Genomic DNA, 25,257 nt, shown 5'->3' on the forward strand with positions numbered 1-25,257 from the left:
AGTGGGGTTGACCCGCGTTTTTTCTTTGGTTTGGGGGGGGGAAATGGAAAAGGACCGCAACGAGAGGACGAAACGCGGTCAGGGGAGCTTCGGGAACACCGCCACCGCGGCTTCCCGCGCCGCGGCGCACGTGGCGTCTCCCTCCGCCCCGTCGACGCCGACCACCGAGAGCATCGCCTGCTCGACCCGCTCCGGGGTACCCGGGATCGGCCGGTGCGTGGTCACCTGACAGAACGCGCCCGACGTGACGACCTGGGCCTGCCGTCCGCCCAGCGCCTCCGTCGCGCCCGGCGTGGTGTCCGCCCCCACCGACAGCGAGAAGCTGACCTTGCCGCGGATGCAGCTGTGCCCGGACAGCGCCGGGGCGGGTTTGGTCTCCGGCCCCGCGGCGGCGTCGAGTTCGTGCTGGTCGAGCGTCGCGCAGGGGGCGACGCGGCCCCACGAGCGCTGGTCGAGGTTCAGCCGCCCGACCTTCCGCGCGGTGATCGTCCCCGACGCGCTGCCGATCGTGGCGTCGGCGACCCGGCAGCGGTCGGCCTGATTGGCCGGGGCCGTGTTGTCGGAGGTGACGGCGACGGACAGCCGGATCCCGTCGGCGAAGGTCAGCAGCCGCGTACAGGTGGTGTCCTCGTTGAACGTCGACTGCTGGACGCTGACGCCTTCCGGCAACGGGCCGGCGTAGTCGTAGGGCTGGTTGTTCGGATCCTGCCCGGAAGTGATCGGGCCGGTGGTCACCGTGTAGCGATTGGCGCCCTCGACGAATTCGAGACGGCAGAACTCGAAAGAGGTCAGCGGCGGTTTGACGGCGTTTCCGCCGCCGATCACCTTTTTCTGGTCGACCAGGCTGCAGTAATCGAGGGACGAGTAGTCCCCGAGCGCTTCGGCGGCGGTCAGGGCCTCGTCGCCGGCCGTGGTCGGCGACGACGTCACCGCCGGTTCCGGCGCGGCACAGGCCGCGGCGAGGAACAGGCCACCGAGAACTGCGATCAGACTCTTCGGGCGCACCGGAGCAGTATCGTCAAAAGAGCCCGGAACACCACCCCTTACGGGCGAAGAACACAGGGTCCGCCGGGTTTCCGCAGGTGGTCACCTCACGGCGATTTCACGCCCTTAGGGGTCTGTTTCGTTCCGCGGTGGGATGCGGGAGCGGCGTCGCGCGACGAAAATGGGTTTCACACACCGCGACGACCGAGAGGGAAGAACCCGTGACCAACCCCGTAGCCGCCCGCCTGACCCGACCGCGCCAGGGCCGCATGATCGGCGGCGTCTGCGCCGGTCTCGCCAAACGCTTCGGCACCACGCCGGGCAAGGTCCGTCTGCTCGCCGTGCTGTCCTGCCTGCTGCCCGGCCCGCAGTTCATCGTCTACCTCGTGCTGTGGCTCGCCCTGCCCGAGAGCGACTACTGATCCCGGGCAGGACGAACCGGGGTCACTCGGCGTAGGTCAGGTTCTTGCCGCTGGCCCCGTCGAACAGCTTGATCTTGTCCGCGTCGAACCACAGCTCGACGTTCTGGTTCTCCGCGGCCGAGGACGCCGCCGAGAGGCGGGCCACGATCTGCGACTCGGAGCCGGGAACGTCCGAGGATCCGCTGTCGGCGGCCAGATCCGCGAGGTCGGACGACGACGCGGCCTCACCCTCGACCGAGAAGTGCGCGAACTTCTCGGAACCCATCGACTCGAGGACGTCCACGTGGGCGGTGAACGTCGCGCCCTGACGGGCGGACGCGTCCACCAGTGCGGCGTCCTCGAAGTGCTCCGGCCTGATGCCGACGATGACCTCACGCGGCGCGTCGGCGGCCTCGACCAGCTGCCGCACCCGGTCGGTGAGCGGGATGTCGCCCAGCGCGCTGCGGGCGACCCCGTTCTCCAGCGTCGCCGCGACGAAGTTCATCGACGGGCTGCCGATGAACCCGGCCACGAACAGGTTCGCCGGGTTGTCGTAGAGGAACTGCGGTGACCCGATCTGCTGCACGAAGCCCCCGCGCAGCACGACGACCCGGTCGCCGAGGGTCATGGCCTCGGTCTGGTCGTGCGTGACGTAGAGCGTCGTCGTGCCCAACTGCTTCTGGATCTTCGACACCGAGGTCCGCATCTGGCCGCGGAGCTTCGCGTCCAGGTTGGACAGTGGCTCGTCCATCAGGAACGCCTTGGGGTTACGGACGATCGCGCGTCCCATCGCGACCCGCTGGCGCTGCCCGCCGGAGAGGTTCGCCGGTTTGCGGTCGAGGTGCCCTGTCAGGTCGAGGATCTTCGCGGCCTCTTCGACCTTCGCGCGCACGGTCTTGTCGTCGACCTTGGCCAGCCGCAACGGGAACGCCATGTTCTCCCGCACGCTCATGTGCGGATACAGGGCGTAGGACTGGAACACCATCGCGATGTCGCGGTCCTTCGGCGCCTTTTCGTTGACGCGCTTGCCGTCGATGCGCAGTTCGCCGGAGGAGATGTCCTCCAGGCCGGCGACCATGTTCAGCGTCGTGGACTTGCCGCAGCCGGACGGGCCGACCAGGATGATGAACTCGCCGTCGGCGATGGTGATGTCCACTTCGGACACTGCGAGGGCGCCGTCGGGGTACTTCTTGGAGACTTTTTCGAGAACGATTTCAGCCATGGGTCAGCCCTTCACCGCACCGGACGTCAGCCCCGCCACGATGCGACGCTGGAACAACAACACGAACAGGATGATCGGGACGGTGATCACCACGGCGGCCGCGGAGATCGTCCCGGTGGGGTCTTCGAACTGCGAGGACCCGGTGAAGAACGACAGCGCCGCCGGGACCGTCCGCGAGGACTCGGTCGAGGTCAGCGAGATCGCGAACAGGAAGTCGTTCCAGCAGAAGATGAACACCAGGATCGCGGTGGTGAACACCCCCGGTGCCGCCAGGGGCGCGATCACCTTCCGGAACGCCTGCGCCGGGGTCGCGCCGTCCATCTTCGCCGCTTTTTCCAGCTCCCACGGGATTTCCCGGAAGAACGCGGAAAGCGTGTAGATCGACAGCGGCAGCGCGAACGTGATGTAGGGCAGGATCAGTCCCGGCCAGGTGTCGAACAGGCCCAGCTCACGTTCGATGTTGAACAGCGGCGTCACCAGCGACACCTGCGGGAACATCGCGATCAGCAGCGACATCCCGACCAGCAGCTGCTTGCCGGGGAAGTCGAGCCGCGCGATCGCGTACGCCGCCATCGTGCCGAGGACGACCGCGATCACCGTCGCGATGATCGCGATCCCGATCGAGTTCACCAGTGCCCGGATGAACTCCGTGGTCTCGAAGATGTCCGCGTAGTTCTGCCACGTCCATTCCTTCGGGATGAAGGACCCGTCGTCCAGGGTTTCCTTGGTCTTGAACGAAAGGGACACCACCCACAGCACCGGGAACAGCGCGAAAACCAGGACCAGGAGGTCTACCAGGCCCCACTTGAGTTTGCGGCCGGGAGTGACCGCTCCACCCATCACCATCAGCGCTTACCCCCGTTGTCACTACCAGGTGCGGCCGTGCCGAACACCTTGATGAAGATGAACGCGATGATCGCCACCGTGATGAAGATCAGCACCGCCATCGTCGACCCGATCCCGAGGTTCAACCCCTTGACCAGGTTGTTGTAGGTCTGCATCGACACCGACGACGTGTCCTGCGCGCCGTTGGTGAGCACGAAGATGTTGTCGAAGATGCGGAACGCGTCCAGGGTGCGGAACAGCAGCGCCACCAGGATCGCGGGCTTCATCACCGGCAGCATCACCTTGGTGAACCGCTGCCACGCGGTCGCGCCGTCCATCGACGCGGCCTTGAGGAGGTCGTCCGGCACCAGCGCCAGCCCCGCCATCAGCAGCAGTGCCATGAACGGCGTCGTCTTCCACACCTCGGCCAGCACGATGATCGCCAGCGAGGGCCAATACTCGGTCAGCGGCGCGGTGTCGGGGAAGAACAGATTCGCCAGGTAGCCCGTGTCCGGCGTCCAGGCGTAGTACCAGGAGAACGCCGCGACCACCGTCACGATGCCGTACGGGATCAGGGCGACCGTCCGCACGAGGCCCCGTCCGACCAGCGTCCGGTGCATGATCAGCGCCAGGCCCATGCCCAGCACGAACTCGATCACCACCGAAACGATGGTCAAACCCATCGTCGTCCCGAACGCCGTCCACCAGTAACCGTTGGACAGCACCGCGACGTAGTTGTCGAACCCGACGAACTCCTGCTGCGCCGGGAACCGGAGGTCGTAGCGCTGCAGCGAAAGCCAGATCGAGTAGATGATCGGATACCCGGTGACGGCGATCATCACGAACGCCGCCGGGGCGCACAGCCAGAGACCGAGCCTGCGCTCGGCCTTCTTTCCTTCACTGAGAACGGGTTTCGCCTTCTTGCCCGGCTCGCTCTTGGTCGCCGAGCCTGCGGTTTCCTGCACGGTCACGGGATCACTCCCTTCGACTGGAGCGCGTCGGCGAGTTGTTCTTTCAGCTTCTCCGCCGTCTTCTGCGGATCGATTTCAGAAGGCGGGGAAAGGATCTTCGACAGCACCGTCGAAGCGTTCTGGTACGCGGGCGTCAGCGGGCGCACCGCGGCGTTCTTGAGCGCGTCCAGGATCGTCTCCCGCATCGGGTACTTCGTGTCCATGCTCGGGTTGTCGTCGCTCACCCCGGCGGTCGCGTCGAGCGGGACCGTGTCGGTGTAAAGCGATTCGAGCGTCGGCGGGACACCGTCCTTGAGCGCGGAGAACTTCTGGTTCTTCTCGTTGCGCAGGCACAGCGCGACCTCGTAGGCCTCGGCCTTGTGCTTCGAAGTCGAGCTGACCGCCAGGTTGTAGCCACCGATCGTGGTCTTGGCCGGCTTGCCCGCTTCGAACTGCGGATAGGTGGTCCACTTGAAGTGCTGCAGTTCGCCCTTCTTCTCCTTGGCGTAGGAGGCGTAGACGAACGGCCAGTTCAGTTCGAAGGCGGCGTTGCCGCGCTGGAAGGACTGGCGGACCTCGTCCTCCTTCGAGTTGGTGAGCGACGCGTCGGTGATCCCGGCCGTGGTGACCTTCTTGAGCATCTCCAGCGCCTTGATCGCGCCCGCGTCCATCACGACCGATTTTCCGTCGTCGGACAGGATCTTGCCGCCCGCCGACTCGACGAGCGTGTTGTAGATGACCACGAGGCCTTCGTACTGGGCGCCGGTGAACACCACGTTCGCCGGTTTGCCCTGTGCCTTGAGCGCCTGGGCCTGCTGGATCATCTCGTCCCAGGTCTTCGGCGGATTCGGGGTCAGCCTGTCGTCGTACCAGAGCAGCTGGACGTTGGTGTTCTTGGTCGCCGCGTAGAGTTTTCCGTTCCACGTGGCGGTTTCGAGCGGCCCCGGCAGCACACCGGCGGTCGCCTCGGCCTTCGCTTCGCCCGTCCACTCGTCGGCCCAGCCCGCCTCGGCGAACTCGGAGACCCACGTGACGTCCAACCCCAGTACGTCGAGTGAATCGTCGCCGGCGGCCAGCCGGCGGACCATCTGTTCCCGCTGGCCGTCGGCCGGGCGCGGGAGCTTGTTGTAGACGACCTCGTACCGCCCGTTCGAGGCCTTGGTGCATTCGTCCACAACGGACTGGAAGTTGTCTTCGGGCGCGTAGTAGACGTTGATCTTGAGTCCGGCATCCGACCCACAGCCCGCCAGCAGGCCGACCGTCAGCGCTGTCGCGCCGAGTAGCGAGCCGGTGCGGCCTGGTGAGCGGCCCCTCCGGCTCGCGCTCATCCTCTTCCCCATGAGGCCTCCTCACCCGCGCACGGCCGGGGATTCGGCGGCACTAGGACGCGTTGAAGAAGCCGCGCGCCAGCACCCCGACGTGCTAGTGCTCGGGCGGGCCCCGCTGGAGTACGTGACCGCCCGACTGGTGTTGTGCAACCTATTCCGGGCGATCTACGCCCGCAAGCAGTATCGGTAACGATTCAGCGGATCGCACGACGAACAGGTGAACCAGTACCGCCGAATGTCACCGATGCGGTCGCAGCGCGAGCTGAGCGAGGAGCTCCCGGCCCCGTTCGGCCGAACGCGGCTGGCAGAGAACGTCGTAGCGGTTGGCGACCAGTTGGCTCGCCGACGAGAAGTCGCGGCGGGACATGCTGTAGCTGATGGCCGCGAAGACCGTCCACGCCAGAATCCCGAGCAGGAGCCCGCCGATCACCGGCTGCCAGGCGAAACCCTGGTTGTTGAACATGCCCAGCAGCAGGCCGATGATCAGGCCGAACCACGCGCCCGACACCGCGCCGGTGCCCAGCACCCGGCCCCAGCTCAGCCTGCCGAGAACACGCTCGACGAGCATCAGGTCGACACCGACGATCGTCACGTCGGTGACCCCGAATTCCTTCTCCGCGAGAAAATCGACGGCGTGCTGCGCTTCGCCGTACGTCGCGTAGGAGCCGATCGGCCAGCCTGAAGGCGGTGTCGGCAGCCTGGGCAACCCACCCGCGGCCCGGCCGCCTCCGCCAAAGGGAGCACTCACGTAATCACCTCTCGCCCGTCCGGGTCCATCTTCTCAAGGACGGGCGAAAGGCGCGAACGTTCAGGAGCGTGACTTGTATTCGCGGAGCAGGCCACGGCTGATGATGGTCTTCTGGATCTCGCTGGTGCCCTCGCCGATGAGCAGGAACGGCGCCTCGCGCATCAGGCGCTCGATCTCGTACTCCTTGGAGTAGCCGTAGCCGCCGTGGATGCGGAACGAGTCCTGGGTGACCTCGGCGCAGTACTCGCTCGCGATCAGCTTGGCCATCCCGGCCTCGACGTCGTTGCGCTCGCCGGAGTCCTTGAGGCGGGCGGCGTTGACCATCATCAGGTGCGCGGCCTCGACCTTGGTGGCCATCTCGGCGAGTTTGAACGCCACCGCCTGGTGCTCGGCGATCGCCTTGCCGAAGGTCTTGCGCTGCTGGGCGTATTCCACCGCCAGCTCGAACGCGCGGATCGCGATGCCGCAGGCGCGCGCGGCGACGTTGACGCGGCCGACCTCGACACCGTCCATCATGTACGCGAAGCCCTTGCCCGGCGCTTCGCCGAGGACCTTGTCGGCACCGATCTTGAAGCCGTCGAAAACGGCTTCGGTGGTGTCGACGCCCTTGTAGCCCATCTTGTCGATCTTGCCGGGGATGGTGAGGCCGGGAGCGACCTCGCCGAAGCCCTCGGGCTTCTCGACCAGGAACGTGGTCAGGTTCTGGTGGGCCTTCTCGGCACCCTCGTCGGTCTTGACGAGCAGCGCGATCAGGTTGGAGCTGCCGCCGTTGGTGAGCCACATCTTCGAGCCGTCGATGACATAACCGTCGTCGGTCTTGCGGGCGCGGGTCTTGATCGCGGCGACGTCGGAGCCGAGATCCGGCTCGGACATCGAGAACGAGCCGCGGACCTCACCGGTCGCCATGCGGGGCAGGAAGTGCTGCTTCTGCTCCGGCGTCCCGTGGCGGGAGATCATGTGCGCCACGATGAAGTGCGTGTTGATGACGCCGGAAACGCTCATCCAGCCGCGCGCGATCTCCTCGACCACGAGCGCGTAGGTCAGCAGTGATTCGCCGAGGCCGCCGTACTCCTCCGGGATGGTGAGCCCGAACAGGCCCATCTCCTTCATCCCCTCGACGATGTCGGTGGGATAGGTGTCGGAGTGCTCGAGTTCCTGCGCGCGCGGGATGACCTCCTTGTCCACGAACTGGCGGACCGTGGCCAGGATTTCGGACTGCACGTCGGTCAAGCCGGCGGTCTGGGCGAGGCGAGCCATCGCTGCTCCCTAAATTCGCGCGCACCGGGCTCCCGGCGCTGGGTTACCGGTGAGTATGACGCCTGTCCGGGGACCTCGCTATGAGCGCAGTCACGCGTACGCCATCCGTGACCATGGCACTACAGTGACAGGCCGATCACAGTCCGAGGGGGACGAAGATGACTCAGCAGCCTTTTGGTGGATTCCCACCGCAACAGCAGTACGGCTTTCCGAACCAGCCTCCGGCACAGAGCAAGGACTCCGGCCTGGCGATCGCCGCCCTGATCTTTTCACTCTTCGGGCTGATCGGGCTGGTGTCCGTGATCCCGGGGATCGTCCTGGGTCACGTCGCCTTCGCGAAGGCCAGGCGTGGCGAAGCGGGCGGCAAGGGCATGGCGCTGGCCGCGTTCGTCGTCGGCTACCTGATGATCATCCTGTACGCCATCGCGATCCCGGTCGTCCTGAGTATCGCCGCGAAACACGGGGCTTTCCGCTAGCGATACCGTCCTGAGCCGACGAGGGGATCCCGCATGACCAATCCGCACGACCCGTACGGGCAACAACAGCCTTCCGGGCAGTTCCAGCAGCCGTACAGCCTCCAGCCGTACCAGCCTTCGCAGCAGTTCTACGTCCAGCAGACCTACGTGCGACCGCCGGACCAGGGCATGGCGGTGGCGTCGCTGGTGTGCTCGCTGATCGGGCTGATCATGTGCTTCCCGGCGATCCTGGGGATCATCTTCGGGCACATCGCGCTCTCGAAGGCCAAACGCGGCGAAGCGGGCGGCAAGGGCATGGCGCAGGCCGGGATGATCATCGGCTACGTCGTCACCGGGCTGTGGCTGATCCCGGTCGTCCTGTGGTTCGTTTTCGTGGTGTTCGCGATCGGTGCCGCGGGCGTCTCGTGACCCGTGCCCGGATACGGTGGGGTCCCGCACGAACCAGGGGGCCAACCGGATGAGCAGCAGTTCCGACCCGCAGGACACGCCGTCGACGTCGTCCTACACCGACTCGAACACTTACTCGGATCCGACGTCCGCGTCGGAAACGGTGTCGAACCCGTCGCCCGCGGAACCGCAGCGGTTCGAACCGCCCGCGCCGTTCACACCGCCTCCGCCGTTCGAGCCGCCCGCGCCTTTCGGTGCGCCTGCTGACCCTGCCGCTGGTGCTTCTGATGCCGTTGCTTCTGATGCCACCGAGTCTCAGCCGTTCGGGCAGGCCATCGACCCGCTGACCGCCGAGCCCGTTCCGCCCGCCTTCGCGACTCCGGACGCGACGGCTCTTCCGGCCTACCCGTCCGCGCCTCAGCCGATGGCGTACCCGCCGCAGCCGTACGTCCAGCCGTACAACCCCTACGCGGGAACAGCGGCGCCGCGTTCGCAGGACAACGGGATGGCGATCGCCGGACTGGTGTGCTCGCTCGTCGGGATCTGCTCGTGCGTGACCGTGATCGTCGGGCTGATCCTGGGGCACATCGGGCTGGCGAAGGCGAACCGCGGCGAAGCGGGCGGGCGCGGTATGGCGCTCGCGGCGGTGATCATCGGCTACGTGGTGCTCGCGCTGTACGTCGGGTTCTTCGGGACGTTGATCATCTTGGGTGTCAACGGCGAGCTGGATTAGCATCTCGTGAGTGGTAAGGACGGTTAGAACCGTCCTTACCACTCACGAGTCCTGGTCAGCAGAGGTCGGCTGTGGTCGCCGCGTTCTCGAGCGAATGCAGGGAAACGTACCGCTGCCGCTGCACGAAGGCCGAGCCCCGACCAGTGCCGCCATGCGGCAGCGCCGCACGCAACTGCCGGTGGCCAGGATGTCCCGGACCGGTCAGCAGGAAGACCTGATAGCGACCATCTGTCCAAGTCGCGTCGGACGCTTGGATGACCTTGGCGATCTTACGGTCGAACCGATCATCCGAGACATTGAGCCGTGCCGCTTCTTCCGGGGACCACTCGACATTGTCCCGGCGGTGAAGCACGACGGGAACATCGAGCTTCACTTCACGGTCCGCGTAGAGCGCCACACGCTCGATCGGCCGAAACGCCCGCCCGGACTGGCACACATAGGCGGCACAGCTCTCATACAGCGGCCAAGCGTGTTTCGCGGCCACGACGACAGTGTCGTCGATCGTGACCGGTCGTTGCGCATAGACGGTCATCAATCCGCTGCATCGCTTCAGCCACCGCGCGGCGTCCGCGTCGATGTACGCGGCCAGGTCGAAGATCTGCCGAAGTTCGAACGGGATGTCGACGTTGATAGTCGAGTCGTGGTGCGCGAGCCGGTTCCGGAACTTACGGACCCGCTCGACCGCGACGGCGACCTGCTTACGCTTCCCCGACGAGTTCGGAAAGGCGCGATGAAGGCAGTCTCGCCAGAGCTCCTCGTACTTCGGACCGAGCAACCCGGACCAGAAGCCGAAGCTCAAACCGGCGATGATCTGATGCCGAGTTTCTTTCCGCTGTGGGAGGAGCCGCTCCCGCGCTGTGGCAACGGCCGCCGCGACGTGCTCTCCTCCCGGAGTGGGCAGCAAGAACCACGGAATGCCGCACTGCTCCTCGCGGAAGTGCTCCCGAAGGCACCGATCCAGAGCGTTACGAAGCAGCATCTCAAGGTGCCGACGACCTCGAAAGCGGCCGAGGAAGTTCGTGCACTTCACTCGTACAGTCGCAGAGCCGCGACCTTGTCTCCCGAAGCCCCTTCGAGGTAGGGAGCCATCCGGGGTTCGGACAGCAGGTTCCAGACCACGGACTCTTCGGTCTCGACAGACGGCACCCGAGAATGCTACCGTCAGTGACGAACGCCCCAGTGTCGCCTCTGATGCAAGCGCCTGGGGCTTCTTTATGTCTCAGGCGCGCGGAGCCGCGTCGTCCGGTGCACGAGGTGCAGGCGCCACTTGTCCATTGGCCTCCTCTGCCGGAGGAGCCGAAGCGGGATCCTTCTTGGGTGTGTTCGCGTCGAGGAAGCGCAGCAGTTCCACCGGGAACGGCAGGACCAGCGTCGAGTTCTTCTCCGCCGAGACCTGCACGACTGTCTCCAGCAGCCGCAGCTGCATCGCCGCCGGAGTGTCGGCCATGGTCGCGGCCGCCTGCGAAAGCTTGTACGACGCCTGCAGCTCACCATCGGCCGAGATGACCCGCGCGCGCCGCTCGCGTTCGGCTTCGGCCTGGCGTGACATCGAGCGTTTCATCGATTCCGGCAGCGCGACGTCCTTGATCTCGACCCGGTCGATGTGGATGCCCCAGTCCAGCGCCGGGCTGTCGATCATCAGCTCCAGGCCCTCGTTGAGCCGTTCGCGGTTGGACAGCAGGTCGTCCAGCTCGCTCTTGCCGATGATGGACCGCAGCGACGTCTGCGCGACCTGGCCGACGGCCGAGCGGTAGTCCTGCACGTTCACCGCGGCCAGTACCGGGTCGACCACCTTGAAGTACACGACCGCGTCGACCCGCACGCTGACGTTGTCGCGGGTGATGCCGTCCTGCGCGGGGATCGGCATCGTGATGATCTGCATGTTGACCTTCTGCAGCCTGTCCGCGAACGGGATCAGCAGCGCGAGACCGGGCTCCCGGATCGTCGCGCGCACCCGGCCGAACCGGTAGACGAGGCCGCGTTCGTACTGCTTCACCACGCGGAGGCTCGTCGCGAGCCAAGCACCGCCCGCGACGGCGATCGTACTGAGAATCTCCACCACCATGACTGCTCCCGGGGTTGTGTTCTCCCTGTTGACGGTACGCCCGGTGGGTCACGGGCGAAACACGGTGGACACGCCTGCCAAGGTGGGTTCGTGACCGGTTTCAAGATCCCGCCCAAGTTCCTCGACCGCGCCGCCGGCCTCGGCCCCGGAGCCGCCGAATGGCTCGACTCCCTCCCGTTCCTCGCCGAGAAGTACACAGCCAAGTGGAATCTCGAACTCGACGGCGAGGCCATGCACGGCTTCGTCGGCGTCGCCCAGCCCGTGCGCCGGGCGGACGGCTCCCCCGCGATCCTCAAGCTCGGCTGGCCGCACGAGGAATCCGACGACGAACCCCTGGCACTGTCCACTTGGGCCGGTCAGGGCGCGGTCCTGATGTACGACAACGTTCCTGAGGACGGCGTGCTGCTTCTGGAGCGCCTCGACGCCACCCGGTCGCTCGAAACGGAGCCGATCCAGGAGGCCGTCGAGACCATCGGCGCGATGGCGCGACGGCTGGCCGTCCCTGCTCCCGAAGCGCTGCAGCGGTCCCTTCACAAGGAGGCCGCGGAGCTGGTCGCCGAACTCCCGGAGTCCTGGAGCGAGCTGGGCGAACCATTCGACCGGAAGTACATCGACGCGGCGGTCGAGATCTGCGCGGACCTCGGTCCCACGGCCGGCGAGCTGATGGTGAACGAGGATCTGCACTTCGAGAACGTCCTGGCGGGTGAGCGCGAACCCTGGCTGGTGATCGACCCGAAGCCGCTTTCGGGCGACCTCGAGTTCGGTGCGATCTCGATCCTCTGGAACCGTGCTGACGAGTCCACAATGGACGACAAGATCGCGTGGTTCACCAAGGCGGCCGGGGTGGACGCCGAACGCACACGCGCGTGGACTCTCGTCCGTGCGGTGGAGAACTGGATCTGGCTCCACGAAGACCTCGCCGAGGGCGCCTCGCCCGAATCCCTCGCGGAAGACCCGGCCTACGCCGCCGTCCCCGGAATCGCCGCCTGGGCATTGCGGTGATCACACGAATCGTCTCCCGGCCCGGGAGCCGATAACCTTCGGGCATGGCCGCCTTGAACAGGGTATTCGCAGCTCAGCTGGCCGGTTTGCCGGTTTTCGGACCCGATGGTGAATCGATCGGCAAGGTGCGGGACCTGGTGGCGGGTCTCCGGCTCGACCAGCAGCCGCCGCGGATCCTGGGCATCGTGGTCGAGCTGACGACGAGGCGCCGGGTGTTCGTCCCGATGTTGCGCGTGACCTCGATCGAGCCGACCGCCATCACGCTCGCCACCGGTTCGGTCAACATGCGACGGTTCCACCAGCGGCCCAACGAGGTGCTGGTGGTCGGGCAGCTGTTCGACGCGTACGCCACGCTCGCGGGCTCGGACACCCGGGTCACGGTCGTCGACGCCGCCATGGAGCCGACGCGGACCCGGGACTGGGTGCTCGCGAAACTCGCGATCCGCGAGCGGTCGAGCAGGCTCGGCCTCGGCAGGCGCCGCGCGCCGATGCAGGTGCTGCCGTGGTCGGAGGTGTCCGGCCTCGGGCTCACCGACCTGACCGGCCAGACCCAGGGCGCGGCGCAGCTGCTGATGCTGTTCGACACCATGCGCGCGGCGGACGTGGCCGCCACCGTGCGGGACCTGCCGCTGAAACGGCGGCACGAGGTCGCCGACGCGATGGACGACGAGCACCTCGCCGACCTCCTCGAGGAGCTCCCCGACGACGACCAGAAGGAACTGCTGTCCTACCTCGCCGAGGAACGGGCCGCCGACATCCTCGAGACGATGAACCCCGACGACGCCGCCGACCTGCTGGCCGAGCTGGCGCCCGCCGAACAGAGCCGCTTCCTGGAACTGATGGAACCCGAGGAGTCGGCGCCGGTGAAGCGGCTGCTGAAGTACTCCTCCGACACCGCGGGCGGGCTGATGACGCCCGAGCCGGTGGTGCTGACGCCGGACGCCACTGTCGCGGAGGCGCTCGCGCACATCCGCAACGCCGACCTCCCGGTGGCGCTGGCGAGCATGGTGTTCGTCTGCCGTCCGCCGACGGAAACGCCGACCGGGCGTTTCGTCGGCGTCGTCCACTTCCAGCGTCTGCTGCGCGAACCGCCCGCGGAGATGGTGGCGAGCGCCGTCGACAGCCAGTTGCCCGCGCTGCGGCCGAACGCCACCTTGTCCGAGGTCACCCGCTACTTCGCCGCCTATAACCTCACCTGCGGGCCGGTGGTGGACGCCGAAGACCACCTGCTCGGCGCGGTCACCGTCGACGACGTGCTCGACCATCTGCTCCCGGAGGACTGGCGCGAAACCGGGCTGCACGACATCACCGGCGATATCACTGTCGACACAGAGGAGGCCGAACGTGCCTGAGCTGACGTCCGGGCGGCGGCTGGACCAGCCCCGCGGCCAAGGCCGGTTCAGGCTGAACATGGATCCGGACACCTTCGGCAGGCTCACCGAACGGGTCGCGCGGTTCCTCGGCACCGGCAAGTACCTGTTCTGGCAGACCCTGACCGTCATCGTCTGGATCGTGCTGAACCTGGTGGCGGTCTCACTTCAGTGGGACCCGTATCCGTTCATCCTGCTGAACCTGGCGTTCTCGACACAGGCCGCGTACGCCGCACCGCTCATCCTCCTGGCGCAGAACCGGCAGGACGACCGCGACCGCGTCTCGCTGGAGGAAGACCGGAATCGGGCCGAGCAGACCAAGGCGGACACCGAATACCTCGCCAGGGAGCTCGCGTCACTGCGGATCGCGGTCGGCGAGGTCGCCACGCGCGACTTCCTGCGGAGCGAGCTCGACCGCCTCCGGGAGGATCTTGATGCCAAGCCCCGCAAGGGCAAACCCGACCGTGCCGCTACCGGTACGTAACATGGAGGCGTGACCAGTACGCAGCAACTCCCCAGCGTCGACGATGTCCGCACCGCGCTGAAGGCCGTGTACGACCCGGAGATCAAAAAACCGATCACCGACCTCGGCATGGTCAAGGGCGTGGAGGTGGGCTCGGACGGTGTGGTCACCGTCGGGATCTACCTGACGGTCGCCGGTTGCCCGTTGAAGGCGACGCTGACCAAGGACACCACCGATGCCGTCGCGAAGCTCCCCGGCGTCAGCGACGTCAAGGTCGAGCTCGACGTCATGAACGACGAGCAACGTACGGAACTGCGAAAATCGTTGCGCGGTGACGCCACCGAACCCGTGATCCCGTTCGCGCAGCCGGGTTCGCTGACGCGGGTCTACTGCGTCGCGTCCGGCAAGGGCGGGGTCGGCAAGTCCTCGGTGACGGTGAACCTCGCGGCCGCGATGGCCGAGCGCGGGCTCTCCGTCGGCGTGGTCGACGCGGACATCTACGGCCACTCGGTGCCGCGGATGCTCGGCACGCACGAAAAGCCGACCAAGGTCGACACCATGATCATGCCGCCGCAGGCGCACGGCGTGAAGGTCATCTCGATCGGCATGTTCACCCCGGGCAACCAGCCCGTCGTGTGGCGCGGGCCGATGCTGCACCGCGCGCTGCAGCAGTTCCTCGCCGACGTGTTCTGGGGCGACCTGGACATCCTGCTGCTGGACCTGCCGCCGGGCACCGGCGACATCGCGATCTCGGTGGCGCAGCTCATCCCGAACGCGGAGATCCTGGTCGTCACCACCCCGCAGCAGGCGGCCGCCGAGGTGGCCGAGCGCGCGGGCGCGATCGCGCTGCAGACGCGGCAGCGGGTCGCCGGGGTCATCGAGAACATGTCGTGGCTGGAAACGCCCGACGGCGGGCGGATGGAGATCTTCGGCTCCGGCGGCGGGCAGTCCGTGGCCGACTCGCTGTCGAAGTCGGTCGGCTCGACCGTGCCGCTGCTCGGGCAGATCCCGATGGACCCGCGCGTGGTCACCCTCGGCGACGCGGGCACGCCGATCGTGCTGGCGGAGCCGGAAGCGCCGGCGTCGCTCGTGCTCAAGGAGGCGGCGAAGAAGCTCACCGTCCGGGCGCGCGGGCTGGCCGGGATGATGCTGAACGTGACTCCCGCGGGGCGCTGATCTCGGGCCTCACCACGCAACTAGAGGACTGGTTGCGGTACTTGCGCGTGCAAGGACCGCAACCAGAGGACTAAACGCGGGAGATCAGGTGGCGTCCGGGTCGACCGGAGGGCGCTCGCCCGGCTTCAGGGGCTCGGGCTGTGCGGCGGTCGCCGGGTAACCGTTGGGCTTGGCCGCGCCGTTGGTCCCGTTGGTGCCATTGGTGCCGTTGACGTCCTTGAGCCCCAGCGGATCCGAGTCACCGTCGAACAAATGCTGGGTGACGACCCGCTTCGGGTCGAAGTTCCGCAGGCCTCGCAGGTCCTCCAGCGGCTTGCGCAGCTGATCGAACTCCGGGCCCATCTCCTCACGCAGTTGCGTCTTGGCCCCGGTCGCGAACTCTCGGACCTTGCGGACGCTCTTCGCTATCCACGCCGCCGCTTCAGGGAGCCGCTCCGGACCGAGAATGAACAGACCCGCGACGATGATGATGAGGATCTCGCCCCAGCCGACACTTTCGAACACCCGTGTGAACCTCCGCCTCGGCGTCTTCCCCGTTCAGGGTACCCGTCCGAACTTGCTAGTCCGAGGCCAGTTTCACGTCCACGACAAGTGAAGACCCATCCCGGACAAGGCGGACAGGGACCATCTCGCCGACTTCGCGCGCGCGGACCGCGACGAGCAGTTCCGCCGAGTCGCGCACGAGCCGTCCGCCGACCTCGGTGATCACGTCGCCTTCCTTGATCCCGGCCGACGCGGCCGGGCCGCCGGGGGCGACATTGCGCACCTGCGCGCCCATGGTGCTGGAGCCCGCGACGGTCGACGAAGCGTTGATGCCGATATCGGGGTGGACGACTTTTCCGTCCTTGATCAGTGTTTTCGCGATCTTCACCGCGTAGTCGCTCGGGATGGCGAAGCCGATGCCGATGCTGCCGCCCTCGGCGCTGGACGAGCGGATCGCCGAGTTGATCCCGACCAGCGCGCCGGTCGCGTCGACGAGCGCGCCGCCCGAGTTGCCGTGGTTGATCGCGGCGTCGGTCTGGATGGCTTCGTAGATCACCGGTGCGCTGCCGCCGTCGCCGCCCGCGGTCACCGGGCGGTTGAGCGCGCTCACGATGCCGGCGGTGACCGAGTTCTGCAGTGCCAGCGGCGAACCGACGGCGATCACCGAATCGCCGACGGCGAGGTCCGCGGACTTCCCGACCTGCAGTGCGGTCAGGTTCTTGACGTCGACCTTGACCACCGCCAGGTCGGTTTTGGCGTCGGCGCCGACGACCTTCGCCTCGACGCGCCTGCCGTCGAAGAACACGGCGGTGACCTTGGTGGCCGTGTCGGCCGTCGCGGCGGAGATCACGTGCTCGTTCGTGAGCACGTAGCCTTGGGTGTCGATGACGACGCCGGAGCCCTGCTGGCCGGAGTCCGCGCCGGGTTTGAACACCTCGAGCGAGACCACGGCGGGCGCCACCCGGTGGGCGATGTCCGCGATCGAGCCGGCCGGGCGCTCCTTGGCCGCGTCGGCCTCGGAAATGCTGGCCTGCCCTGTCAGCTCGGTGCCGGTGTCGGCGAACCACCAGCCGATCAGCCCGCCCGCGGCACCGATGACCAGTGCGACACCGGCGAGGATCGCCAGCGCCTTCGTCTGCACGCGGCGCCCGAAGAGGACCTCCGGAAGGCTCAGCAGCGCACCCTGCGGGCGCTTCGCGTCCTTCTCGGCTTCCGACTCCTGCTGCACGGCGGGCCCGGCGAGCACCGCGCCGGAGGAGGGGTCGCGCCACGGGTCCGACGTGGTGGTCCAGAGCGGGCTTTCCGCGCCGTTCGTGGAGGCTTCGGAGCCGTTGCTCCCGTGCGGCCGCTCCAGCACGACGCCCTCGGCGCCCGGCGGGCGGCGGAAGGCTTCGGCGAGCGATTCCGGCGTCGGCGGCGCCAGGTTCATCCCCGGCGCGGCCTGCCCGTTCGTACCGGGCTGGTACAGCTTGTCGAAGGCGCCGTCGACGCCACGCGGCCTGCCGAACGTGGCCGCCTGCGCCGGATCGACGGCGGGCCTGGCCAGCGGGCGCGGTGCCAGCCGATCCCCCGCCGGGTCACCAGGCTGCTGCGGATTCGCGTTCGGCTGCTCGGTCATCATTCCCCGGGGCTGAGATCAGGTTGGCCGGACGCGAGAGTACGCCAGGCCTTGCCCTGGATTCTGCCGTGACCACGGTGAAGTGCGCGTTGATTCCCCGGATCGGCCAGAAATGTGACACTTGAAGCAACCATGTCTCACGTCTGGCAGTCTAACCGGCATGTCGGAAAATCACGGGGGACAATTCCCGCCTCACCAGCAGTGGTCCCAGCAACCGCAGCAACAGCAGCAGTGGCCCCAGCAGCAGGGCTGGCCGCAGCAGCCGCCCAAGAAGAAGGGCTTGTCCACCAAACTGAAAGTCCTGCTGCTCGTCGGCGCGCTCGTCGTGGTCGGCGGCGGGATCGGCCTGATCTTCGTGCTGAAGGCGGCCGTCGGGCCGGAGAAACAGGCGAAGGGCCTGACCGAGGGCAACTGCGTCGTGCTGACCGGCTCCGGCAAGGAGGCGGACGCGGTCAAGACGTCGTGTGATTCCCCGCAAGCGCCCTACGCGGTGAGCCTCACCGGCGTCGCCAAGGGCGACTGGAACTGCAAGGACGGCTTTTACCAGTACACCGTCCCCCGGCCGGGTCGCGGCGACGGCGTCGCCCTGTGCCTGGCGATCAACGCCAAGGTCGGGCTGTGCTTCGACGACATCGAGAGCAAGACCCCGCCGCCGCTGAAGGACTGCGGCTCGGCGCGGCTGAGGATCAGCGAGGTCTTCCCGCAGATGAGCGTGGTGAACAGTCCGTGCGCCGAAGGCACGGCGGAGGTCATCTCCTACGCCAGCTACGGGACTTCGAACTTCAAGAGCGCGACGATCTGCTTCGTCAAACCCTGACGAAGCGGATCAGCGGGCCGAGATGGGCACGGGCAGGCTCGACGTGCTCGGGCTCGGCGCGGGGCTGTGCGACGGTTCCGGTTTGGTGCCGCCGCCCAGCTGCGCGGGCAGCAGACCGGCGTTGACGCCCTGCGGGGGTACGAACGCGGGGCTCGGCTGGTCTTCGACGCCCTCACCCGAGGTCGCGACCAGGGCCAGGGCACTCAGCACCAGACCCGAAACGACGACGCCGGCGCCCTGCGCGTACTTCCGCCGTGCGAGGCCGAACTTTCCACCACCGAGGACATTCGGGGACTGGCCCAGTGGCGCCGACGAGCCCAACGGGGCTGTCCCGCCCAGCACTCCGGTGTCACGAAGGCCGGCGACCCTGTCGGGCCGCTGGATGGCCACCAGCTGACCGTCGGCCGTCATCGCCAGGTTGTCCGGCGCGCCGGGAAGTTCGGTGTTCTGCGGGATGGAGCACAGACTGGCCAGGAAACCCGCCGACATCGACGGGGCTCCCGCCTGCTTCACGGCGGTGACGGCCTGGCGCTGCGCGGTGACCTCGGCCGCACACGACGGGCAGCGGGCGATATGCGCCGATGCCCTGTCCTGGGCGCCGAGGGTCAGCTCGCCGTCCACGAAGGCGACGATGGCGTCCGGAAGCAGATGCGACTCGGGGAGTCCCCAGCCTCGCGGTGCGGTCATACCCCCACCTTCGCAGACTCCTGCGCCGCGGCGCGACGACGCTCCAAAGAAGCGCGAAGCGCCTGGCGGCCACGGTGGATCCGGCTGCGCACGGTGCCGAGCTTGACACCGAGAGTGGCGCCGATCTCCTCGTACGAGAGGCCTTCGACGTCACACAGCACGACCGCGGCACGGAACTCGGGCGGCAGCTCGTCGAGCGCGGCCTGCAGGTCCGGGTCGAGATGGGTGTCCGAGTAGACCTGCTCCGGGCTCGGGTCGTCACCGACGATGCGGTCGGTGTCCTCGGGGAGGCCTTCCATCCGCACGCGTGAGCGGCGGCGGGCCATGTCGAGGAAGAGGTTCGTGGTGATGCGGTGCAGCCAGCCCTCGAACGTGCCGGGCTTGTAGGACGCGAGGGAACGGAAGACCCGGATGAAGGTCTCCTGCGTCAGGTCCTCGGCGTCGTGAGCGTTACCGGTCAGGCGGTACGCCAGGCGGTAGACGCGGTCGGCGTGTTCACGCACGACCTCGTCCCACGAGGGTGGCGTCCATGCGGTCTCGTCCACGGTCACCGGCGTGACCTGGTCCGCGTGCTGGTCCTGCATCGTCTCCTGCATCGGGGAAGTAGGCACCTCCATCAGCGTCTTCTCCCAACTACTCCACCCAACGCGGGCGATGTGCACGGTGTTCCCGTTGTCGAGACCCAGTCTGTCCGGCCTGCTTATGTTTCTAGTGAGACAGGACTGAGAAGAGGCTGAGAAGTCGGTACCAGGGAGTCTTCGCTGTTTTGTCCACAGGCAGCGCTAACCTCCGCGTGTGAATTCCGGGACGCATGCGGGCTCGCCAGCCGAGGCCGCCGACGCCGACCTCGTCGACGGGTACCTCCCCGACGACGAGGTACTGGCCACCGCGCGGGCGCGGTCGGCCGATCTGGGGTGCGGTCCGCTGAGCGCGGGCGCGGGCGCGACGCTGCGTTTTCTCGCCACGACACTGCGCGCGAAAGCCGTCGTCGAGGTCGGGACCGGGGCGGGCGTGAGCGGGTTGTGCCTGCTCAGGGGCATGGTCGACGACGGGATCCTCACCTCGATCGACATCGAGCCCGAGTACCACCGGGCGGCAAGGTCCGCGTTCCGGGAGGCCGGTTACCCGCCGGGGCGGACCCGGCTGATCATGGGCCGCGCGCTCGACGTCCTGCCCCGGCTCACCCCCGGCGGCTACGACCTGGTGTTCGTCGATTCGGCGCCGGTCGAGTACCCGAGTTGCTACGAGAAGGCCGTCGCGCTGCTCCGGCCCGGCGGGATACTGGCGTTCCACAACGTCTCCGGCGCCCGGGTGACGGATCCCTCACGACGCGATCCGGACACGCTCGCGCTGCGCGAGGTCGCGCGGGCCTTCCGCGAGGACGAGCGGCTGGTCCCGGCGCTGCTGCCGGTGGGTGGCGGGCTGCTGGTCGCCGCGATCGCGTAGCAGGGGACCTTTGCTATCGCCGGGGGCTGAAAGACGCTTTCACCGCATCGGACGCGGCGAAGGGCGCTTTCACCACGTGCGACGCGGGGAAAGTCCCCTTCAGCACGGCGACCGCCGCGATGGCGAGCCAGGCGGCGGTGAGCACGATCAGCCAGGTCCAGCCCGCGTGCCCGTAGACGGTCGCGCCGACGGCGCCACCGATGCTGCTGCCGAGGTAGTACGAAAGCGTGTAGAGCCCGCCGACCTGGCCTCGGGCGTTCTCGGGCGCCTCCGCGGCGGCCCAGCCGTTGGCGACCGCGTGCGCGGCGAAGAACGCGCCGGTCAGCACCACGAAACCGAGGATGACCAGCGACAACGAGTCGGACAGCGTCAGCGCGGCGCCCGCGATCGTGAGCAGCAACGCGCCGATGAGCGACCGGCGGCGCCCGAACCGGCCGACGAGCCTGCCCGCGGTCGCCGACGAGACCGAGCCCATCGCGTAGGCGAGGAAGACGAGCGACGCGATCGCGGGCGAGAGGTTCAGGGGCTCGCCGGTCAGGCGGAATCCGGCGGCGTTGTACAGCGCGACGAACGAGCCCATCGCCAGCAGCGCGACCGCGTACTGGACCAGCAGGACCGGCTTCCGGACGGCCGCTCCGAGACCGGCCAGCACTGCCCGACCCTGCTCGCGCAGCCGCTCTGACCTGCGACGATCCTTGGAAGTGATAGCAAAGGTCCCTTGCTCCCCCGGCGGTAGGGCCAGCACCGTGACCACCGCGCAGACCAGCCCGATCACCGCGACGACGAGCAGCGCGCCGTGGTAGCCGAACGGACCGGCGGTGAACCCGGCCGCGAGCCTGCCGACCATGCCGCCGACGGTGTTCCCGGCGATCATCGCGCCCACCGCCGCCGCGAGCCCGGCCTTGCCGAGCCGTTCCGCGAGGTAGGCCGCGGCCACTCCGGGGAACCCCGCGATGGCGATCCCCTGCAGTGCCCGCAGCACCAGCAGCGCCGGGTAGCTGGGCGCCAGCGGCAGCAGGAAGCCGAACACGACCGACGCGATCACCGAGGTGACGATCACCGGACGCCGTCCCACGACCTCGGAGAGCGCCGCGATCGGCAGGACGGCGATCGCGAGCGCGCCGGTCGCGACGCTCACCGCGAGCGAGGCACCGCCGGGGTCGAGGTGGTACTGCTCGGCCAGCTGCGGCAGCACCGGCTGTGGCGCGTAGAGCAGGGCGAACGAAGAGATCCCGGCCGCGGCGACGGCGATCGTCACCCGGCGGGTGGTTCCGGTGGCAGGCACGATCTGAAGCTAAGCCGGGCTAATCAATACGTCTAATACGCTCATCTGCCACAATCGATACCGTGCTGAATGAAAGGATGACCGCCCAGCTAGCCCCCCAGCTCGCGCTGCTCACCGCACTTCGCCGCACGACGAACGTCACACGCGCGGCCGAACTGCTCGGTGTCCCGCAGCCCACGGTAAGCCGCCGGATCTCGGCGCTCGGCGAGGCACTCGGCGCTCCGCTGACGATCCCCGACGGCCGCGGCATCCGGCTCACCCGGGCCGCCGAGCTGCTGGCCGACGCCGCCGAACGGGCCCTCGCCGCCGTCGACGCCGGGGTCCGCCAAGCCCGCGAAGAGGTCGACCCGGGATCCGGGCACATCGTCCTCGGCTTCCTACACCTGCTCGGCCGGTCGCTGGTCCCCACCCTGCTCCGCGGCTACCGCGCGGACCATCCCCACGTGCGGTTCACGCTGGTCCAAGGCTCACGTCAGGACATGGTCGACAGGTTGACCAGCGGCGAACTCGACCTCGCACTGCTCGCGCCCGCCCCGGTCGACGATCCGCTTCTCGACACCGCCGTGCTCGCCGAGCAGGAGATCTTCCTCTCCGTCCCGACGTCACACCGCCTCGCCGACCGGCCCAGCGCGGCCATCGAAGATCTCAAGGACGAGGAATTCGTCCTCCTCGAAACCGGCTACGGCCTCCGCACCATCACAGACGACCTGTGCGCCGAAGCGGGCTTCGAGCCGAAGATCGCCTTCGAGGGCCAGGAGTCCGACACCGTCCGAGGGCTGGTCGCGGCCGGGCTCGGCGTGGCGCTGCTCCCCCGGTTCGAACCCGGCAGCCCGGCGGGTGTCGCCGAAGTCCCGCTGGTGCCGCCGGTCGGGCGGACCATCGGGCTGGCGTGGCGGAAGGACGTCGTCCTGACGCCCGCGGTCATGCGGTTCCGGGAACGGGTCCGCGCTCAGCAGTGGTGACGATCGTCAGGGTGGTCCTTGACGATGGTGCAAGGCGGCGCCGATGTCGTTTTCGCTAACTTAGGGTGAATGTACGACGACATCGTGGAGATGGCCGGCGAGAGCCCCAGCTGGCTTCAGGCCTCAGGCGTCCTCTTCACCGACGCGGGAATGCTGATCTTCGCCGCCTTGATGGTCTGGGTCGCCTGGCGGGCCCGTACCTCGCCCACCCGGCTCGCGGTGTCGCTGCTGGTGCCCGGCGCGAGCGCGATCGCGTACCTGATCAGCGAAGGGGCGAAGAGCGTGATCCGCGAGGACCGGCCGTGCCGAGGCCTCGTCACGCTCGTCGACTGCCCGCCGATCGGTGACTGGTCCTTCCCGAGCAACCACTCCACGGTCGCGGCGGCGGCCGCCGTCGGACTCGCCCTCGCCTGGCGGCGGCTCGCGCCGTGGGTACTTCCGGGCGCCCTGTTGATGGGCTTCTCCCGGGTTTTCGTGGGCGCGCATTACCCGCACGACGTCCTCGCCGGTCTCGTCCTCGGCTCCGTGACGGCGTGGCTCGTGTTCCGGTACCTGAAGGGCCCCGCGACCGGCATCGCCCGCCGGCTCACCGCGCATGCCGGTGACGCGCCGACCCAGCCCATGCCCCGGGTGCGCCCGCGGGACGACAGCAAAGGTCCCTTGCTACCGCCCCGTCGGTGAACCGCAGGTCAGGCCTGGCGCGAGGACGTCGTCCTGCCACCGGCGGTCCTGCGGTTCCAGGAGCGGGGTCCGCGCACAGCGCATGTCATGAAAGGGTCTTTCAAGACGAAAAATGTCCTGAAAGACCCTTTCATGACACCCGTGCGGGCGTCAGGCGTAGGAAGCGACCAGTTCGACCAGCGTCCGCGCGGCGAAACCGGTGGCTCCCGGCACGACGTCGGCGTAGGTCTTGTCGGCCCGCGCGGGGCCGGCGATGTCGAGATGCGCCCACGGTACGTCGCCGACGAACTCCCGCAGGAACAGCGCCGCGACGATGCCGCCCGGGCCACCGGGCGCCTGCCGGACGTCACCGAGTGAGCCCTGCACGGTCTCGGCCAGATCCTCCAGCAGCGGCATCCGCCACCACGCCTCGCCGACTCGCTCGCCCGCCTTCGTGACCCGCTCCGCGAGCGCGTCGTCGGTGGCGAACACGCCGCCGGTCCGGACGCCGAGCGAGACCTTCATGGCTCCGGTCAGCGTCGCCGCGTCGATCACGGCGTCCGGTTTGTGCTTCTTGATGCCGTAGACGAGCGCGTCGGCGAGGACCATGCGGCCTTCGGCGTCGGTGTTGCCCACCTCGGTCGTCTTGCCACCGTAGTGGCGGACGATGTCGCCGGGCCGGTACGACGAACCGGACACGTGGTTCTCGGCGGCGGGCACCAGCCCGGTCACCTTGACCGGCAGGCGCAGCGCGGCGATCGCGCGGACGGCGGCGATGATCGCCGCGCCGCCCGCCATGTCGGTGCGCATGAGGTGCATGCCGTCAGCCGGTTTGATCGAAAGGCCGCCGGTGTCGAAGGTGATGCCCTTGCCGACCAGCAGCAGATGCGTCGCCGCCCCGCGCGGCCGGTACTCCAGCTCGATCAGCCGCGGCGGGGCCGCCGAACCGCCGCCGACGGCGAGGACGCCGCCGAAGCCCTGCTCCGCCAGCCACTTCTCGTCCCGGACCGAAACGGTCAGGTTCGGGATGCCGCCGGCGGCGCGCGCGGCGGTGTCGGCGAGCCAGGCGGGGGTCTTGATGTTCGAAGGCGCGTTCGCCAGGTCGCGGGCGAACGAGGCGGCCGCGGCGAGTTCGCGGATCCGCTCGATCGCCTTGTCGTACGCGGGCACGGCGCGTTCGTGGCGAGTGAGCAAGCGCACGGTCCGCAGAGTCGGCTTCGGCTCCTCGGCCGTCACCGTGAACCGGTAGCCGCCGAGCAGCAGCCCGAAAGCCAGCTCCTCGAGGTGCTCGGCGCCGACGTCCTCGGGCAGTTCGACGGCGAAGCCGCGGAACGCCTTCTCGCCCGCCTTGACGTCTTCGTCCAGCGCCGCCGAGACGGCGCGGACCAGCGCGGCACCGGCCTTGCGGTACTGCCGTGGTTCACCGTCGCCGACGCCTGCCAGCCAACGGGTGCGGCCGGTCGGCACGGTCTGCACGTCCCCGGCCTTGCCGGTGGGCCGCACGCCGCCGATCTCCGCGAGTCCGGCGTCACCGTCCTCTTCGGACGGCGCCGCGATCAGCGTGGCCAGCGGCGTCCCCCGCCGCAGGTCGTCCGAGACCTCTAGTTCGAGCAGCTTCCCCGGAACGGGGGGTAGCGGGTTACGCACAGTGAGCGACCTCCGGGCGCAGATGAACCGCGACCCCGGCCTCCGAACGGAGACCGGGGTGCGGGTGGTTGAACGTAGGTGCGGTCCGGGCTCAGCCGGTGACCTCCTGCAAGGCCGCGCCGAGATCCTTCGCTTCTTCCGCGGAGAGTTCGACGACGAGGCGCCCACCACCCTCGAGTGGTACGCGCATCACGAGGCCCCGCCCCTCCTTAGTCACTTCGAGGGGACCATCTCCGGTCCGGGGCTTCATGGCCGCCATAGCGTG

The 25,257-nt window shown here is 68.3% G+C and carries 28 protein-coding genes; 12 read left to right on the forward strand and 16 right to left on the reverse strand.

From position 1 onward, the window contains the following. Positions 1 to 78 precede the first annotated feature (78 nt). Positions 79 to 1,005 (reverse strand): hypothetical protein, encoded by a 927-nt coding sequence (locus ACZ5IK_RS20545; RefSeq protein ID WP_465489099.1) that lies wholly within the window; start codon positions 1,003 to 1,005, stop codon positions 79 to 81. Positions 1,006 to 1,205: 200 nt separating this feature from the next. Between ACZ5IK_RS20545 and ACZ5IK_RS20550 the strand changes: the two genes are divergently transcribed. Continuing rightward, positions 1,206 to 1,406: a PspC domain-containing protein gene (locus ACZ5IK_RS20550; RefSeq protein WP_465489100.1), complete on the forward strand. Its 201-nt coding sequence runs from the start codon at positions 1,206 to 1,208 to the stop codon at positions 1,404 to 1,406. A 22-nt stretch (positions 1,407 to 1,428) separates the two neighbouring features. On the opposite strand, the gene ACZ5IK_RS20555 is transcribed toward ACZ5IK_RS20550, so the two are convergent. The 6 genes from ACZ5IK_RS20555 to ACZ5IK_RS20580 form a co-directional block, all read right to left on the reverse strand. Continuing rightward, positions 1,429 to 2,607, reverse strand: coding sequence for an ABC transporter ATP-binding protein (locus ACZ5IK_RS20555; RefSeq protein WP_465489101.1), 1,179 nt, complete (start codon positions 2,605 to 2,607; stop codon positions 1,429 to 1,431). 3 nt (positions 2,608 to 2,610) lie between these two features. Further along, positions 2,611 to 3,453 carry a carbohydrate ABC transporter permease gene (locus tag ACZ5IK_RS20560; protein WP_465489102.1) on the reverse strand — a complete coding sequence of 281 codons (843 nt, stop codon included), beginning with the start codon at positions 3,451 to 3,453 and terminating at the stop codon, positions 2,611 to 2,613. Further along, positions 3,453 to 4,403 carry a carbohydrate ABC transporter permease gene (locus tag ACZ5IK_RS20565; RefSeq protein ID WP_465489103.1) on the reverse strand — a complete coding sequence of 317 codons (951 nt, stop codon included), beginning with the start codon at positions 4,401 to 4,403 and terminating at the stop codon, positions 3,453 to 3,455. Before ACZ5IK_RS20565 ends, ACZ5IK_RS20560 begins: the two co-directional genes overlap by 1 nt. Next, a complete protein-coding gene (locus ACZ5IK_RS20570) occupies positions 4,400 to 5,722 on the reverse strand; it encodes an ABC transporter substrate-binding protein (protein WP_465489104.1) in 1,323 nt (440 codons plus the stop codon). The genes ACZ5IK_RS20565 and ACZ5IK_RS20570 overlap by 4 nt, the downstream gene beginning before the upstream one ends. A 226-nt stretch (positions 5,723 to 5,948) precedes the next feature. Continuing rightward, a complete protein-coding gene (locus tag ACZ5IK_RS20575) occupies positions 5,949 to 6,458 on the reverse strand; it encodes a YflT domain-containing protein (RefSeq protein WP_465489105.1) in 510 nt (169 codons plus the stop codon). A 60-nt stretch (positions 6,459 to 6,518) separates the two neighbouring features. Beyond that, positions 6,519 to 7,715 carry an acyl-CoA dehydrogenase family protein gene (locus ACZ5IK_RS20580; protein WP_410605431.1) on the reverse strand — a complete coding sequence of 399 codons (1,197 nt, stop codon included), beginning with the start codon at positions 7,713 to 7,715 and terminating at the stop codon, positions 6,519 to 6,521. Between the two features lie 158 nt (positions 7,716 to 7,873). Between ACZ5IK_RS20580 and ACZ5IK_RS20585 the strand changes: the two genes are divergently transcribed. Genes ACZ5IK_RS20585 through ACZ5IK_RS20595 form a run of 3 tightly spaced genes read left to right on the forward strand, consistent with a single transcriptional unit; the run spans position 7,874 to position 9,311 of the window. Next, positions 7,874 to 8,191 carry a DUF4190 domain-containing protein gene (locus tag ACZ5IK_RS20585; RefSeq protein ID WP_410663124.1) on the forward strand — a complete coding sequence of 106 codons (318 nt, stop codon included), beginning with the start codon at positions 7,874 to 7,876 and terminating at the stop codon, positions 8,189 to 8,191. Between the two features lie 33 nt (positions 8,192 to 8,224). Next, the gene (locus ACZ5IK_RS20590) at positions 8,225 to 8,599 is read left to right on the forward strand and encodes a DUF4190 domain-containing protein (RefSeq protein WP_465489106.1); all 375 of its coding nucleotides are present in this window, start codon (positions 8,225 to 8,227) and stop codon (positions 8,597 to 8,599) included. 49 nt (positions 8,600 to 8,648) lie between these two features. Continuing rightward, positions 8,649 to 9,311, forward strand: coding sequence for a DUF4190 domain-containing protein (locus ACZ5IK_RS20595; protein ID WP_465489107.1), 663 nt, complete (start codon positions 8,649 to 8,651; stop codon positions 9,309 to 9,311). Positions 9,312 to 9,366: 55 nt separating this feature from the next. On the opposite strand, the gene ACZ5IK_RS20600 is transcribed toward ACZ5IK_RS20595, so the two are convergent. Together ACZ5IK_RS20600 and ACZ5IK_RS20605 are read right to left on the reverse strand one after the other, a co-directional pair. Continuing rightward, positions 9,367 to 10,290, reverse strand: a complete 924-nt coding sequence (locus ACZ5IK_RS20600) for a hypothetical protein (RefSeq protein ID WP_465489108.1) — start codon at positions 10,288 to 10,290, stop codon at positions 9,367 to 9,369. A 240-nt stretch (positions 10,291 to 10,530) separates the two neighbouring features. Beyond that, positions 10,531 to 11,376, reverse strand: a complete 846-nt coding sequence (locus tag ACZ5IK_RS20605; protein ID WP_465489109.1) for a slipin family protein — start codon at positions 11,374 to 11,376, stop codon at positions 10,531 to 10,533. Positions 11,377 to 11,466: 90 nt separating this feature from the next. On the opposite strand from ACZ5IK_RS20605, the gene ACZ5IK_RS20610 reads away from it, so the two are divergent. Genes ACZ5IK_RS20610 through ACZ5IK_RS20625 form a run of 4 tightly spaced genes read left to right on the forward strand, consistent with a single transcriptional unit; the run spans position 11,467 to position 15,387 of the window. Then, complete coding sequence (locus tag ACZ5IK_RS20610) at positions 11,467 to 12,378, forward strand: aminoglycoside phosphotransferase family protein (protein ID WP_465489110.1); 912 nt, start codon at positions 11,467 to 11,469, stop codon at positions 12,376 to 12,378. A 44-nt stretch (positions 12,379 to 12,422) separates the two neighbouring features. Next, complete coding sequence (locus ACZ5IK_RS20615) at positions 12,423 to 13,730, forward strand: magnesium transporter MgtE N-terminal domain-containing protein (RefSeq protein ID WP_101612483.1); 1,308 nt, start codon at positions 12,423 to 12,425, stop codon at positions 13,728 to 13,730. Then, positions 13,723 to 14,232 carry a DUF1003 domain-containing protein gene (locus tag ACZ5IK_RS20620; protein WP_465489111.1) on the forward strand — a complete coding sequence of 170 codons (510 nt, stop codon included), beginning with the start codon at positions 13,723 to 13,725 and terminating at the stop codon, positions 14,230 to 14,232. Before ACZ5IK_RS20615 ends, ACZ5IK_RS20620 begins: the two co-directional genes overlap by 8 nt. Positions 14,233 to 14,241: 9 nt before the next feature. Further along, positions 14,242 to 15,387: an Mrp/NBP35 family ATP-binding protein gene (locus tag ACZ5IK_RS20625; RefSeq protein WP_465489112.1), complete on the forward strand. Its 1,146-nt coding sequence runs from the start codon at positions 14,242 to 14,244 to the stop codon at positions 15,385 to 15,387. 84 nt (positions 15,388 to 15,471) lie between these two features. On the opposite strand, the gene tatB is transcribed toward ACZ5IK_RS20625, so the two are convergent. Both tatB and ACZ5IK_RS20635 read right to left on the reverse strand, forming a co-directional pair. Continuing rightward, the gene (gene tatB / locus ACZ5IK_RS20630; RefSeq protein ID WP_465489113.1) at positions 15,472 to 15,891 is read right to left on the reverse strand and encodes a Sec-independent protein translocase protein TatB; all 420 of its coding nucleotides are present in this window, start codon (positions 15,889 to 15,891) and stop codon (positions 15,472 to 15,474) included. 55 nt (positions 15,892 to 15,946) lie between these two features. Continuing rightward, positions 15,947 to 17,488 (reverse strand): S1C family serine protease, encoded by a 1,542-nt coding sequence (locus ACZ5IK_RS20635; protein ID WP_465489114.1) that lies wholly within the window; start codon positions 17,486 to 17,488, stop codon positions 15,947 to 15,949. 160 nt (positions 17,489 to 17,648) lie between these two features. Here ACZ5IK_RS20635 and ACZ5IK_RS20640 point away from each other — a divergent pair, with 160 nt between their 5' ends. After that, complete coding sequence (locus ACZ5IK_RS20640) at positions 17,649 to 18,305, forward strand: LppU/SCO3897 family protein (protein WP_465489115.1); 657 nt, start codon at positions 17,649 to 17,651, stop codon at positions 18,303 to 18,305. A 9-nt stretch (positions 18,306 to 18,314) separates the two neighbouring features. Here the strand turns inward: ACZ5IK_RS20640 and ACZ5IK_RS20645 are convergent, their stop codons facing one another. Continuing rightward, a complete protein-coding gene (locus ACZ5IK_RS20645) occupies positions 18,315 to 18,992 on the reverse strand; it encodes an anti-sigma factor family protein (protein ID WP_101612478.1) in 678 nt (225 codons plus the stop codon). Beyond that, positions 18,989 to 19,609 carry an RNA polymerase sigma factor SigE gene (gene sigE / locus ACZ5IK_RS20650; protein WP_410663119.1) on the reverse strand — a complete coding sequence of 207 codons (621 nt, stop codon included), beginning with the start codon at positions 19,607 to 19,609 and terminating at the stop codon, positions 18,989 to 18,991. Before sigE ends, ACZ5IK_RS20645 begins: the two co-directional genes overlap by 4 nt. Before the next feature lie 178 nt (positions 19,610 to 19,787). Between sigE and ACZ5IK_RS20655 the strand changes: the two genes are divergently transcribed. Then, a complete protein-coding gene (locus ACZ5IK_RS20655) occupies positions 19,788 to 20,438 on the forward strand; it encodes an O-methyltransferase (protein WP_465489116.1) in 651 nt (216 codons plus the stop codon). A 13-nt stretch (positions 20,439 to 20,451) separates the two neighbouring features. On the opposite strand, the gene ACZ5IK_RS20660 is transcribed toward ACZ5IK_RS20655, so the two are convergent. After that, the gene (locus ACZ5IK_RS20660) at positions 20,452 to 21,696 is read right to left on the reverse strand and encodes an MFS transporter (protein WP_465489192.1); all 1,245 of its coding nucleotides are present in this window, start codon (positions 21,694 to 21,696) and stop codon (positions 20,452 to 20,454) included. 104 nt (positions 21,697 to 21,800) lie between these two features. Between ACZ5IK_RS20660 and ACZ5IK_RS20665 the strand changes: the two genes are divergently transcribed. Together ACZ5IK_RS20665 and ACZ5IK_RS20670 are read left to right on the forward strand one after the other, a co-directional pair. Continuing rightward, positions 21,801 to 22,685 carry a LysR family transcriptional regulator gene (locus tag ACZ5IK_RS20665; RefSeq protein WP_465489193.1) on the forward strand — a complete coding sequence of 295 codons (885 nt, stop codon included), beginning with the start codon at positions 21,801 to 21,803 and terminating at the stop codon, positions 22,683 to 22,685. Between the two features lie 69 nt (positions 22,686 to 22,754). Continuing rightward, complete coding sequence (locus ACZ5IK_RS20670) at positions 22,755 to 23,366, forward strand: phosphatase PAP2 family protein (protein WP_465489117.1); 612 nt, start codon at positions 22,755 to 22,757, stop codon at positions 23,364 to 23,366. Between the two features lie 150 nt (positions 23,367 to 23,516). Here the strand turns inward: ACZ5IK_RS20670 and ACZ5IK_RS20675 are convergent, their stop codons facing one another. Then, entirely contained in the window at positions 23,517 to 24,992 is a 1,476-nt protein-coding gene (locus ACZ5IK_RS20675) for a leucyl aminopeptidase family protein (RefSeq protein ID WP_465489118.1), read from the reverse strand. 91 nt (positions 24,993 to 25,083) lie between these two features. Continuing rightward, a complete protein-coding gene (locus ACZ5IK_RS20680; RefSeq protein WP_005155393.1) occupies positions 25,084 to 25,251 on the reverse strand; it encodes a DUF3117 domain-containing protein in 168 nt (55 codons plus the stop codon). Between the last annotated feature and the right edge of the window lie 6 nt (positions 25,252 to 25,257).

It is taken from the genome of Amycolatopsis sp. NPDC031561 (assembly GCF_055580625.1).